Genomic DNA, 12796 nt, shown 5'->3' on the forward strand with positions numbered 1-12796 from the left:
AGCGAATACCCACTGTTTAGCACGACTTGTCATTAGGAAAGTCTAAATGAGAGCAGATAAGTATTAGCATTGAAAAAAAAATACTGTTAGAATCCACGCCATCTTAACCGCGAAGACCGTTGTAATCCAAAATTTGTTTGGTTGCGATGTGTTTTTGCACAAATCATTTGACATATAGGCGCAAATACGGGATATTCCCTGCCCTTAAAATGTCACCGAACTAAAGTTTTTGGGAGTTAGACCCTTGGCAAATAGTAAATCTGCTAAGAAGCGCGCTATCCAAGCTGAGAAACGTCGCCAGCACAACGCTAGCCGTCGTTCTATGATGCGCACTTACATGAAGAAAACTGTTGCTGCTATTGAAGCAGGCGACAAAGAAGCTGCAACTGCTGCATTTGCTGCAGTTACACCAATCCTAGACCGTATGGCGACTAAAGGTCTTGTTCACAAGAACAAAACTGCTCGTCACAAGTCTCGCTTCGCTGCAGCTATCAAAGCTCTTTAATTAGAACTCTGATTCAGCAGTTAAGCAAAAAGCCGGCATATGCCGGTTTTTTTATACCTGTAATTTGGATTTTTAGTCTAACCACCAGTCACCACTACTTGTTAACGATTAACTCTACAGCCATTGTTCTCTCTATCCTAGACACAAAATAGTTTGTGCAGTAACTGAATCATCTCTCGAACTTCAACACTACTTAATGAGTAATAAACGGTTTGGGCCTCTTTACGAGTATTTACCAAACCATCACGCCTTAACCATGCAAGATGCTGTGACAAAGCAGACTGACTCAGTGATAACTTAAAGCACAATTCACCAACTGATAATTCATTTTCATGTAATAAACAAAGAATCTGTAGGCGACGCTCATTCGCCATAGCTTTAAGAAGCACGACCGCTTTGACTGAATTTTTTTCCATTGCTGCTAAATCCATTTAACCACTACTCCTAAATATTTTCATTCCGTGAAAAATCGATTCAACTAACTCAACCTTAAAGACAAACATAAACTCATCATAAGCATGTCATGCAGATAGTCTTGCCATCTAGATAACGACTCCTACATTACCGTTTACTAGAGATACTTAGCGGCACTATTATCTCATCTAAATAGGTTGTTGAAATCTGCATCGCACACATTTTTAACCGCTGGGTGTTGAATCATTCGTTCGGCAAAAATGACGTAGTACTCTTCTTTTAACTCTTCGACATGACCAATCAACTGCACTGGAATGTCGTCACCCACTTCATTCATATATAAGGTGGGAGCAAGAAAAATTACATCATGGTGATATCGAGCAAAGGCTTTCATTAATGCCACATCATCAAACTCACCTAAAATGTTCGGTTGTATTCCTTGACGATCAAACCACTGCAATACTTTCCTTCCCATCGCGGTGCGACTACCAGGTATTAATAACTTACGGTGTTCTAACATTGCTGGGAAATTTATCGTATCTATGTTTCCTGAGCAGAAAAAACTCATGCTGCTCTCGCCCAGCTTCTTACTATATAGGCCCGGACTTTGGCTCGAGTCGACAGGGCAATCCGATAAAATCATATCCAACTTATGTTGAGATAACTGCTCAAGTAGCATTTCGTGAGTCGATTCAAAGCAACGAAGATGAATACTATTGTCACTTGGCACCGTGGTCATAAGGATCTTACTAACCAATCGTTTCGATAACGCATCAGCAACACCGACATCAAATAAGATATTCGAATGCTGGCTATAGTTAACAATATCAAGCATCTCATAGCTCAATCCAAACATTCGGTCGGCATACTTAAAGACAAGTTGCCCTAACTCTGTCGGCTCTACGCTACGACCATTGCGTTTAGTCAACTTCCCCGCCATCCGATCTTCTAATGCTTTAATTTGCCCCGTCACTGTCTGAGGGGTCAGAAAGAGTGCATCAGCAGCTTTAGTCACAGAACCTTGTTTACACACCATCCAGAAGTAGTAGAGGTGGTTGTAATTTAAATGCGACATATTCAGTAACTTAGAAATAGAAATATTTAATGGTTATAGCAGAAGTAGAATGTGACAACAATAGTTCGTTTAAAGCATGCATTTAGACCACTTACCGATACTTTTTCCGAAGAACATCTATCGCAATGTGACAACACTATGTCATAGAAAAGACAGGGAAATGTTTAATTGGTGAATTTTCAGCCGTTTTTATGACCATAAACACAAAATCACCAATAGACAATAAATACTTAAAATTCAACAAGATAATTACTATGTATAATAATTAATACAGCTATAACATGAATTTCTGAAGAAAAATAAGTTTGTTACATGGAACTGTAATATTACTGAAATATTTCCTATCTAGTATCGGCCTCAGTTTCCAACAACAGACCCAATACAGAATTTAACGGTCAACGGAGAATATTATGATGAACCAAGCTACTACTACAGCGGCACCGATTTCGAGCACTACTCGCTGGTTGCGCTGGGCTAACTTGGCATTCATGTTATACCTACTGCTTCTAGCGGTTTCTATGGTAGGTACAGGTTTTAAATGGTCCGTAGGTGATCAAGCGAAAGTTCTTTTTGAATTTGCTTCGCATCCAATTGCGGGCTTAATGATCGGTCTAGTTGCGACTGCACTGATCCAATCATCTAGCACAGTAACATCCATTATTGTTGGCTTGGTAGCCGGTGGCTTACCAGTTGAAACAGCGATTCCAATGGTTATGGGTGCAAACATCGGCACAACGGTAACGAATACTTTAGTTTCTCTAGGTCACGTTCGTTGTAAAGAAGAGTTCCGCCGTGCATTTGCAAGTGCGACTATCCATGACTTCTTTAACCTACTAGCGGTAATGATTTTCCTACCACTAGAAATGATGTTTGGTATTTTAGATAAGATTTCTCATTGGTTAGTGTCACCTCTACTTGCAACAGGTGATATGAGCATGGGTGGCTTTGACTTTGTTAAGCCAATCACTAAACCAGTAATTACAGCACTTCAAGGCCCACTAAGCTCATTTGGCGACACCGTTGGTGGCGTACTTCTAATTGCACTAGGCATCACAACTATCTTCATTGCTATCACCGTAATGGGTAAGTTAATGAAAGGCCTAATGGTAGGTCGTGCTCGTGAGCTTCTTAAAAATGCAATTGGTCGTGGTCCTATTCACGGTATCGTTTCTGGTTCTATCGTAACAGTATTGGTTCAGTCTTCATCGACTACAACTAGCTTGATGGTCCCACTAGTAGGTACTGGCGTTCTAAAAGTACGTGATGTATATCCATTTACTCTAGGCGCTAATATCGGTACATGTATTACAGCTCTACTTGCGGCAACAGCAGTTTCTGGTGAGTTCGCAGTATTCGCACTACAGATTGCTCTGGTACACCTTGTATTTAACCTAATGGCAACTGTATTTATCTTTGGTATCCCGTTCCTACGTGAGATTCCAGTGAAGTGTGCTGAGTACCTAGCTGAGATGGCTATTAAAAACAAAGCAGTAGTAGCAGCTTACCTACTATCAGTATTTATTGTTCTGCCTGGTACGATTCTAGCTCTAACGGTATAAGATTCATTCCAAGAACAAATCGATAATTAAGGCCTCACATTGTGAGGCCTTTTTTTGTTTTTCTTGTCCCACAGCGACCTTACCCCCACTGCTCTACATTCATCTGCTCACTGATTACTAGATTTCATATCGATTAGATGTAGTAGTTACAGGTATAACTGACTATCCGTTTTAATGCGGCTCCTCATCTTCACTATAGCTCCAAACTTACATGCCTCACCTAATCCCTACCACGCATATTAGAAGCTGCCTAACATCATCTGTGGTGCTTAAAATCAGTATATTTGAATTATTGATGAGCTATCAGTATAAGAAAGGTAAATGGGTGTATCTGTATGCAGAAAGATAAGCTGATTCACATAACATTATGTATGGCTAATACCGAACCATATTTCGTCAATAAAAAAAGAGGCTCTTGCGAGCCCCTTTAGGTTATACCGAGAATGGATATTGAATCGGGTCATGGCTTTCATAACCCTCAACCCAAAAATCATCCAACGTGACCCATGTTTCCAGATCTTCCAATGTTTTAATCTTAGGATTGATGTGGAACTGAGCTGCAGACAGCGGTTCACGTTTTAACTGAACATCACGCATCAGTTCTAATTGGTCTTCATAGATATGAGCATTCACAATCTTATGATAAGCCACACCTGCTTTCTTGCCGGTGATTTGCGCCATAATTGCTAGGAAGACATAAACTTGAACCATATTAAAATTCAGTCCTAGCGGAACATCACACGAACGCTGAGTGCTGTTCAAATAAAGCGTGTCGCCTAGTAGTGAAAAGTGATGGCTGTACATGCAAGGACGTAAGCACCCCATATGGAATTCACCTGGGTTATAAAAGTTAAGAATTTCACCACGGTCATCAACACCACGAGTGAGATCATCAACAATTTTACGTAGTTGATCTATTTGACCACCATCTGGTTTAGCCCACGCACGACCTTGAACGCCATAAACGCGCCCCATGTCATCTTCGCCTTTACGAAATGGGTTATTCAACCACACTTCATTTAGGTTCGCGTTCGCATCCCAAGTTTTGGTGCCCAATTTACGGAAGTCTTCCGCATTATCATAACCACGGATATAACCAAGTAACTCAGCAACAGCTGACTTCCAAAAGCTTTTACGGGTCGTCACAAGAGGAAATTGATTATTACCTACATCGTAAGTCAAATCAGCATTAATCACCGTAAGACAACGCTTACCAGTGCGCTCATTTTCAACCCACTCACCATGTTCAACAATTCTATGGCAAAGATCTAAATACTGCTTCACACCAATTCCTTACTTTTGTTTTTGTTGTGGTAATTCATCTTTGTAATGGCCACGTTTATACGCCCATACCATCATCAGAATACCGGCAATAATCATAGGCAACGACAGGATTTGTCCCATAGAGATAAAGCCTGCAAATAAACCAAGTTGCGCATCGGGTTCACGAACATATTCAACAAGGAAACGGAACGTGCCGTAGCCTGCTAAAAACAAACCAGAAACCGAGCCCAGTGGACGAGGCTTCTTAATAAACCAGTTGAGAATAAAGAACAATACGACACCCTCTAGCGCCATCTCATACAGCTGTGAAGGATGACGAGGCAGCGGCCCACCGTTAGGGAATATCACCGCCCAAGGCACGTCTGTAACACGGCCCCAAAGCTCGCTGTTCATGAAGTTACCAAATCGTCCCATGCCCAAGCCAAATGGGACAAGTGGAGCGATAAAATCGGCTACACCAAAGAACGTACGTCCATTCTTTTTTGCGTACCAAAACATTGCGGTGATAACACCTAATAGTCCACCGTGGAAAGACATTCCTCCAGTCCAGACTTTAAATAGGTATAACGGGTCAGCTAAAAATAGCTCAAAGTTATAAAACAAAACATAGCCGACACGGCCACCAATCACCACCCCAAGGAAGCCAGCAAATAATAGGTCTGACACCTGCTCGCGAGTCCAACCGCTATTAGGTTTATCTGCACGGCGATTCGCCAACCATAAGGCAAATGCAAAACCAACTAGATACATCAACCCATACCAACGGATGGAAAGCGGACCAATCGACACCGCGACTGGGTCGATATCTGGAAATTCAAAATATCCCTGAGACATAGGTAAATAAACTCTTAATGGTATTCAAATAATTAGATGAGAGTTCGTTACAGCAACATAGTTCCTGCCACGAAGATTAAAAATAGGGCAAAGATTTTTTTTAGTACCGCGGTCGGCAGCGACGAAGCCAAACGAGCCCCTATTCTTGTCGTTAACATTGAAGTCGAAGCAATAGCAGCCAATGCAGGTAAATAAACATATCCAACACTGTAATCAGGTAAATTTTCTACATTGTAGCCATGAATAATAAAGCCAATCATACCAGATATAGCGATGACACAACCGCAGACGGAGGATGAACCGACCGCTTTGCGCATTTCAACGCCATGACGATTCAAGAATGGTACGGACAATGAACCACCACCAATACCCGCTAGGCTTGAGATGACACCAATCCCCGCTCCATACATCATAGTAACGCCATTTGATGGCATTGTTTTCTGGCTCTCGCGTTTAATAGAAATAAGCATCTGCAACGCTAAAAACAGCACGATAATACCAAACACTTTTGGTAAATAATGCGTTGGAATCCATTCAGCCAAATTAGCGCCGACAAAACCACCGACTACCACACCCGGCATCAGCCATTTGATAACAAACATATCAACGTTATCAAGACGAAGATGATTCCAAGCCGATGAACCTGACGTTACGATAATGCTCGCTAACGAAGTCGCCAAGGCTATGTGCATGCTGATTTCATTTTCAATGCCTGAGATAGGCAGCAAAAACAATAAAGCAGGCACAACAATCAAACCGCCACCAATACCAAGCAAACCGGCCATAACGCCAACAAATGCTCCAAGTGCTAGCAGTAAAAGCAATAACTCAATAGTCACGTCACATCCTATTTTTTGCCCGCACGTATAAAGCCGGAAAAACCTCGTTCTTCAAAGAAAGACGCCATCATAGTATATATGTCGCGACCATATGGCTGCATCAGGGCTTTGTCAGCGATTTGAGTTAATTCGCTGACATCAGTGTTGCGCAGTAAATATTTTACTTTAGCCACATTAGAAGTATTCATACTTAGGCTACGATAACCGAGCCCAACCATCAGTAACGCACCAATAGGGTCACCGGCTAATTCACCACAAATACATACGGGAATTTTAAGCTCTCGACAGGTTTTTAATATATGGCTCAACGCCATAATGACCGCCGGGTGCATTGATTCATACACGTCAGAAACTCGTGCATTATTTCTATCTACGGCTAACAAGTATTGGGTTAAATCATTCGTTCCTACCGACACAAAATCCACTTTGTGAGCAATCAGAGGTAATAGATACACCATCGAGGGCACTTCTATCATAACTCCAATTCGTGGCATCTGAATTCGCTCATCCAACGCAGAAACTTCCTGATAGGCCCGCTCAATAAAAGCAATCGCATCATCAAGTTCTTGAGCACCTGACACCATAGGCAATAATATGCTTAAATTCTGACTTTCAGCACTGGCTTTCATCATTGCCCGAATTTGCATCAAGAAAATATCAGGATGATCCAACGTAAACCGAATACCACGCCAACCAAGGAAAGGATTATCCTCTTCTATCGGTAAATAAGGTAACGCTTTGTCGCCACCAACATCCAGTGTGCGCATGACTACTCGCTTGTCAGGGTAGGTATTTAATACCGCCTGATACTGCTGAGTTTGCTCTTCTTCTGAGGGAAAGCGATGTTGGAGTAGAAACGAAATTTCAGTTCGGTACAGACCTACACCATCTACGCCTTGGTTAACTGCAATATTCGCATCAGCACTCAAACCTGCATTCAGTAAGATTTCAATGCGCTCTCCATCATGGGTAAAAGCGGGTTCTTCGATTCGCTGATTGACCATACTGGCCAATTCTCGCTCCTCATTCGCTAGGCCTCGATACTCTTTTAACAGCTGCTTACTCGGTGATATCAGAATTTTTCCGCTATAACCATCAACAATTCCTTGTTTGCCATTAATCGCTTTTAAATTGAGTGTGACCCCCATTACTGCAGGAATACCAAGAGCGCGAGATAAAATTGCTGCGTGTGAGTTAGCGGCCCCCTCTAAGGAAATAACCGCTAATAACTTATCTTTCGGTACGGATGCCAATAATGTAGCGGTCAATTCTCTAACCACAATAATGACAGGCTTATCGATAGGTTGCTGCTCTCGCTCAGTACTGTGCAAAAAATAGAGCAAGCGTTGGCCCAATTCACGAATGTCTTGAGCTCGCTCTCTTAAATAAACATCCGACATACGAGCAAAGCGGTTAGAGTATGATTCAACGACCTGACGAACTGCCCAGTCTGCTCGATCTCCCTTTTGAACTTGCGCTTTAAGATCTTTGCGCAGCATTGGATCATTAAGTAAGTGAGTAAACAGATCAAAAATAGCGATAGCATCTTTATTGAGATCGCTATCTAACTTTTTGCGCATACGTCGAAAATCACTCAGTGCGTCTTCAATTGCTAAGACTAACCACTCATGCTCTCGCTCGATGTTCAAAGTCGATGCTGGTGAGATATCACTAAGCTGCGGTTGGGTATCGTCCCACCACAATGGGCCAATCGCAACCCCGGTCGATGCTGGAATACCACGAATCGCATGTTGTTTTTTCTCTAATCGCCACAACCCCTGAATTTGAGCGTGTGCGATAATCACTGCTAACTGCGCAGCGAGAGTAACAAGAAAAGACTCTTCCATTTCATCGAATAAGCGACGTTCTTTCTGTTGTACAACCAAGACACCAAGCACTTGCTTTCGATAAATAATGGGGGTGCCTAAAAAGCTGTGGTATACCTTTTCACCCAGTTTGGGAAAATACTTGAAATTTGGGTGTAGAGAGGCTTCAGCAAGGTTCAGTGGTTCTGCTGTTCGCTTAACTAAACCAACTAAACCCTCACTAAAATTAATATGAACTTTTTTACTTTTAAATCTTAATCCTTGCGTTGCCATTAACTCTAGGCGCTGCATTTCTTCATTAGCCAGGTAAACCGTACAACACTCAGTATGCATAGCAAGACAAGTTTGTTTAACTAAAATGTCCAACGCTTGGTGAACGTCTTCCACTTTAGAAACTTGTTCAACTATTTCCCTTAGTTGAGATAGCATTTCTATCCTCTTCGGTGTTTACGCTTGCCTTTCGCTTTGCGTTCTTTAAATGGCATAGCCATTGAAGCAAACTCTTTCATCGCACGACGGTAAACATCTCGCTTGAAAGAGACAACCTGTCTTACCGGGTACCAATAACTCACCCAGCGCCAACCATCAAATTCAGGTGAGTGGCCACGCTGCATATTAATTCTTGATTCATCACTATCAAGACGCAGTAAAAACCACTTTTGTTTTTGGCCAATACAGACGGGTTTCGAGTCCCAACGGACAAGTCGTTTGGGTAGTTTATACCTTAGCCAATGACGACTGGTCGCGATGATCTTAACGTCTTTACTTGTTAGACCAACCTCTTCGTATAACTCTCTAAACATGGCTTGTTCTGGTGTTTCACCTTCATCAATTCCTCCTTGAGGAAATTGCCATGAATGTTGTCCGTATCGCTTTGCCCAAAAGACCTGACCATGGTTGTTACAGATTACAATACCCACATTTAAGCGGTAACCATCGCCATCTATCACTGGCAAACCTCTAATAAAATCTTTAATTACAGTGATTTTTCCACATATCCCCAATTGGAGCAAACTTACTAGTGTGACTAAGCCATAAAATATCAATCAATCTAAAAATATTGGATAACTTTCCACCAACAAACAGGTTATTCACATCAAGATGAGACATAGCCCACATTTATTCACCTTTTCTGTGTATAACTATGTGAAGAAGCTGAAGTGAATTGTGCGTCGCATGAAAATAATCAAAGTTCGATGAAATACAAAAACGACAAATATCACAACAAATCCATTTAAAACAATAGGATAACCAAAGACGCAGCATTTAAAATAAATGTAGAAATTCAAAACAAATGAATAAATCTTAGATCGATTAAAAAACAACCAAAGATAATTTCATCCACAATTTAGCATAAATAAAAAACAGTACCCTTCGTAAATCAAGGATTACAACCGATTAAACCACTGTTTATTCATACATATTTTCATGAGTAAGTAATTTCAGTCTATTGATTGTGGATAACATTGTTCAGCGCATTTATCGTACAAAATAATTATTCTTTCCTTTCGTCATAATTATCTGACATTGAGTTACAATATTGGTCAAAACCCACCATTTATACTCAATATGAAAAACGAGCCACAATCAGAACAAGAACTTCTCACGAGAGCCCGTGAGATTGCCGGCATGACTTTTCAGGAACTTGCTCAAGAAGCCAATATTTCCGTCCCACCGGATCTGCGACGAGATAAAGGCTGGGTAGGCCAATTGTTAGAATGGCATTTAGGGGCGACAGCTGGCAGTAAACCAACTCAAGATTTTGAACAGCTCGGTATTGAACTTAAAACCATCCCAATAGGCTATAATGGCAAACCACTAGAAACCACATTTGTTTGTGTCGCACCATTGATTGGCGTGGCAGGACTAACATGGGAAACCAGTCATGTCCGTAATAAGTTATCACGCGTGCTGTGGATTCCAGTTGAGGGAGAAAGAGAAATACCGCTGGCGCAGCGGCACGTCGGTTCACCTCTGATCTGGTCTCCAACGAAAGACGAAGAAAAGCAACTCAAAACCGATTGGGAAGAGTTAATGGAAATGATTGTCGTCGGACAAGTGGAGCAAATTACAGCACGCCATGGTGAAGTACTTCAGTTAAGGCCCAAGGCTGCAAACAGTCGAGCTCTCACTGAAGCTTATGGCGCCAGTGGTCGACTCATCAAAACTCTTCCTCGTGGGTTTTACTTGCGAACACAATTCACAGCAAAACTACTTGAAGACCATTTTGCTCAGTGACTAATTAGTGATAGTTCAACATCATGATACAACGGGCTATCACCGGAACCACATTCATCATAAGCATTGTGTAAACGTAAATAAGCTCGCTCAACTCCAAGTCTCAGCAGCTCATCTTTAACTTGTTCAATTGAATCAAAATAAATCGACTCATCATTCACTTTAATTGGCTCAAGTTTGTGCTTGAATTCAACCGCAAGCAAGTATTGAGACAAATCAGAACATCCGATAACAAAAACCTTCGGTGGCTTATAACTCTCTTTGTGATACCCATGTATCCATTTATCTAGCTGGCTTTTTTGCATAATTCACCCCCAATCTTTCAAGCTTAGTTAACTCGGTAAATTTTGGCGAATCCTATCGGCTTTCTTCTGTGTATTACTTTCTTCTCACCATAAATATCCCTATATTGGAACCATTGCAGTCATAAGAACAAGGAAGCGCGATGCAATACAATAAGCTCCCCCACTCGACTTTAGAGATCAGTAAAATTGCTTTAGGCACTATGACGTTTGGCGAACAAAATTCAGAACAAGAGGCTTGGGCACAAATAGACTACGCCATTGAACGCGGTGTGAACTTCATTGATACAGCGGAAATGTACCCTGTTCCACCACAAGAAGCGACTCAAGGCCATACAGAGCAATATGTTGGGCAATGGATAAAGCGCTCACACAAAAGAGAGAAGATTGTTCTAGCCACTAAAATAGCGGGGCCTCGCAATGTCCCCTATATTCGTGAAAACATGAGTTTAGACCGTAGAAACCTTCATCTAGCCATTGATAGCAGTTTGCAAAGACTTCAAACCGACTATGTTGATTTATACCAATTGCACTGGCCTCAGAGGCAAACCAATAGCTTTGGTCAACTCAATTACTCTCCTCCATCTCACCAAGAAGAAGTGCTGCTGATAGAAACTTTAGAAGCACTCGCTGAACTCATTAATGCAGGAAAGGTTCGCTACATTGGCGTCTCTAACGAAACACCTTGGGGCGTTATGACCTTACTTCGACTAGCAGAAAAGCACAACTTACCAAGGATCGTTTCGATTCAAAATCCTTATAACTTACTCAATCGTAGCTTTGAAATAGGATTGTCTGAAGTGAGTCATCATGAGGGAGTTCAGTTATTGGCCTATTCGCCACTCGCATTTGGTTGTTTAAGCGGTAAATATCTTAATGGCCAACGTCCTATTGGGGCTCGATGTACTCTGTTTGAACGGTTCGTTCGTTACTTTACACCACAGGGAATAGAAGCGACTCAAGCTTATGTTAATGTGGCGCGCGAGCATGGTATTGATCCTGCGCAAATGGCATTAGCGTTCGTGAACCAACGTCCATTCGTTGCCGCTAATATCATCGGAGCAACAACGATGGATCAATTGAAAATAAATATCGACAGTATTGATGTCAAATTAAGTGATGAACTTCTTGAGGTGATACAAGAGATTGGGACCACTTACTCCAATCCTTGCCCTTAGTTTTATCGGGGGCCAGCCTCTACCAGCCCCCTAAATTACGTCACTATTCGCGATGTTAAAACTCGGCGAAGGTGTCGCATGCGACGTGCAACCTTGACGTTATCTGGCTCAGAATGAGTAACTGAACGGCCATCTGGTTCTAAGCCGATATCTTTTAGTAGGTGCGGGTTTTCCCAAGGAAGATCATAGGCACTTCTACGTATTTTCCGCTTCCATTGACGTTCTTCACGTCGAAGGTCCGCTTTAATAAATAGGGTCGCGATTTGTAGGTAAACAGAATGATTCATGGTTTTCTCCTTTAGTGAGGACTAATGGCGGGAGAAAACAGGTCAATTAAATCAAAAGAAAGCTATCGGCTTAATTGGCTGTCATACTCCGCAGCCAATTAAATATTGATTACGGATTAGTGGCTTGCTCGTTTCCATTTACAATCTGCACTCGTAGGTTTGGCACAGGTGCCATCATTCATTGGAATAATGGTGTAAAGGGACGCGCAAATGGTTGAAATGACATTAAGATGTTTCATTGTGCGCCTCCGAGCTAAGTAATATCCGAAATAAGTTAATACATATGAGCTTGAACTCATGGTTAAATTCTAACCAGTTCGATTTGTTAATCAACCCTTGATTAACACCAATTTATAAAACAATTATTTAACCCAAAAACAACAACAAAGACGCTTTGGTTATAAGATATTCGTCTTCTAATCCTAAATAACTTGAAACATCCTACAGTCATAGAA

General features: G+C 41.6%; 13 protein-coding genes. 4 read left to right on the forward strand and 9 right to left on the reverse strand.

Annotated features, from left to right (window positions below; translation table 11 throughout):
* Window positions 1-244 precede the first annotated feature (244 nt).
* Window positions 245-505 carry a 30S ribosomal protein S20 gene (gene rpsT / locus DZ860_RS12820; RefSeq protein WP_120031875.1) on the forward strand — a complete coding sequence of 87 codons (261 nt, stop codon included), beginning with the start codon at window positions 245-247 and terminating at the stop codon, window positions 503-505.
* Between the two features lie 137 nt (window positions 506-642).
* Here the strand turns inward: rpsT and DZ860_RS12825 are convergent, their stop codons facing one another.
* Together DZ860_RS12825 and nhaR are read right to left on the reverse strand one after the other, a co-directional pair.
* Window positions 643-936: an ArsR/SmtB family transcription factor gene (locus tag DZ860_RS12825; RefSeq protein WP_120031877.1), complete on the reverse strand. Its 294-nt coding sequence runs from the start codon at window positions 934-936 to the stop codon at window positions 643-645.
* A gap of 167 nt (window positions 937-1103) precedes the next feature.
* Window positions 1104-1994 (reverse strand): transcriptional activator NhaR, encoded by an 891-nt coding sequence (gene nhaR / locus DZ860_RS12830; protein WP_120031879.1) that lies wholly within the window; start codon window positions 1992-1994, stop codon window positions 1104-1106.
* Between the two features lie 413 nt (window positions 1995-2407).
* On the opposite strand from nhaR, the gene DZ860_RS12835 reads away from it, so the two are divergent.
* Window positions 2408-3553, forward strand: coding sequence for a Na/Pi symporter (locus DZ860_RS12835; RefSeq protein ID WP_165862899.1), 1146 nt, complete (start codon window positions 2408-2410; stop codon window positions 3551-3553).
* 432 nt (window positions 3554-3985) lie between these two features.
* Here the strand turns inward: DZ860_RS12835 and DZ860_RS12840 are convergent, their stop codons facing one another.
* The 5 genes from DZ860_RS12840 to rppH are packed head-to-tail and all read right to left on the reverse strand — an operon-like array spanning window position 3986 to window position 9286.
* Window positions 3986-4837: a thymidylate synthase gene (locus DZ860_RS12840; RefSeq protein ID WP_120031883.1), complete on the reverse strand. Its 852-nt coding sequence runs from the start codon at window positions 4835-4837 to the stop codon at window positions 3986-3988.
* Between the two features lie 9 nt (window positions 4838-4846).
* On the reverse strand, window positions 4847-5671 hold the full coding sequence (gene lgt / locus DZ860_RS12845) for a prolipoprotein diacylglyceryl transferase (protein ID WP_120031885.1): 825 nt from the start codon (window positions 5669-5671) through the stop codon (window positions 4847-4849).
* A gap of 47 nt (window positions 5672-5718) precedes the next feature.
* Window positions 5719-6510 (reverse strand): sulfite exporter TauE/SafE family protein, encoded by a 792-nt coding sequence (locus DZ860_RS12850; protein ID WP_120031887.1) that lies wholly within the window; start codon window positions 6508-6510, stop codon window positions 5719-5721.
* Window positions 6511-6518: 8 nt separating this feature from the next.
* The gene (gene ptsP / locus DZ860_RS12855; RefSeq protein WP_120031889.1) at window positions 6519-8765 is read right to left on the reverse strand and encodes a phosphoenolpyruvate--protein phosphotransferase; all 2247 of its coding nucleotides are present in this window, start codon (window positions 8763-8765) and stop codon (window positions 6519-6521) included.
* Between the two features lie 2 nt (window positions 8766-8767).
* Window positions 8768-9286, reverse strand: a complete 519-nt coding sequence (gene rppH / locus DZ860_RS12860; protein WP_120031891.1) for an RNA pyrophosphohydrolase — start codon at window positions 9284-9286, stop codon at window positions 8768-8770.
* Window positions 9287-9905: 619 nt separating this feature from the next.
* Between rppH and mutH the strand changes: the two genes are divergently transcribed.
* On the forward strand, window positions 9906-10574 hold the full coding sequence (gene mutH / locus DZ860_RS12865) for a DNA mismatch repair endonuclease MutH (RefSeq protein ID WP_120031893.1): 669 nt from the start codon (window positions 9906-9908) through the stop codon (window positions 10572-10574).
* Here mutH and DZ860_RS12870 read toward each other — a convergent pair.
* Entirely contained in the window at window positions 10568-10879 is a 312-nt protein-coding gene (locus DZ860_RS12870) for a DUF6482 family protein (RefSeq protein ID WP_120031895.1), read from the reverse strand. The genes mutH and DZ860_RS12870 overlap by 7 nt on opposite strands.
* A gap of 140 nt (window positions 10880-11019) precedes the next feature.
* Between DZ860_RS12870 and DZ860_RS12875 the strand changes: the two genes are divergently transcribed.
* A complete protein-coding gene (locus tag DZ860_RS12875; RefSeq protein ID WP_120031897.1) occupies window positions 11020-12054 on the forward strand; it encodes an NADP(H)-dependent aldo-keto reductase in 1035 nt (344 codons plus the stop codon).
* Between the two features lie 35 nt (window positions 12055-12089).
* Here DZ860_RS12875 and DZ860_RS12880 read toward each other — a convergent pair whose 3' ends face one another.
* Window positions 12090-12341 carry a DUF1127 domain-containing protein gene (locus DZ860_RS12880; protein ID WP_120031899.1) on the reverse strand — a complete coding sequence of 84 codons (252 nt, stop codon included), beginning with the start codon at window positions 12339-12341 and terminating at the stop codon, window positions 12090-12092.
* Between the last annotated feature and the right edge of the window lie 455 nt (window positions 12342-12796).

The sequence above is a fragment of the Vibrio sinensis genome, assembly GCF_003605645.1.
GTDB lineage: Bacteria > Pseudomonadota > Gammaproteobacteria > Enterobacterales > Vibrionaceae > Vibrio > Vibrio sinensis.

Excerpts from the sequence above, each read along its gene's own strand:
- DZ860_RS12825 (WP_120031877.1), bottom strand. The coding sequence starts at position 936 with ATGGATTTAGCAGCAATGGAAAAAAATTCAGTCAAAGCGGTCGTGCTT.
- DZ860_RS12880 (WP_120031899.1), bottom strand. The coding sequence starts at position 12,341 with ATGAATCATTCTGTTTACCTACAAATCGCGACCCTATTTATTAAAGCG.
- DZ860_RS12835 (WP_165862899.1), top strand. The coding sequence starts at position 2,408 with ATGAACCAAGCTACTACTACAGCGGCACCGATTTCGAGCACTACTCGC.
- DZ860_RS12875 (WP_120031897.1), top strand. The coding sequence starts at position 11,020 with ATGCAATACAATAAGCTCCCCCACTCGACTTTAGAGATCAGTAAAATT.
- DZ860_RS12870 (WP_120031895.1), bottom strand. The coding sequence starts at position 10,879 with ATGCAAAAAAGCCAGCTAGATAAATGGATACATGGGTATCACAAAGAG.
- ptsP (WP_120031889.1), bottom strand. The coding sequence starts at position 8,765 with ATGCTATCTCAACTAAGGGAAATAGTTGAACAAGTTTCTAAAGTGGAA.
- nhaR (WP_120031879.1), bottom strand. The coding sequence starts at position 1,994 with ATGTCGCATTTAAATTACAACCACCTCTACTACTTCTGGATGGTGTGT.
- lgt (WP_120031885.1), bottom strand. The coding sequence starts at position 5,671 with ATGTCTCAGGGATATTTTGAATTTCCAGATATCGACCCAGTCGCGGTG.
- mutH (WP_120031893.1), top strand. The coding sequence starts at position 9,906 with ATGAAAAACGAGCCACAATCAGAACAAGAACTTCTCACGAGAGCCCGT.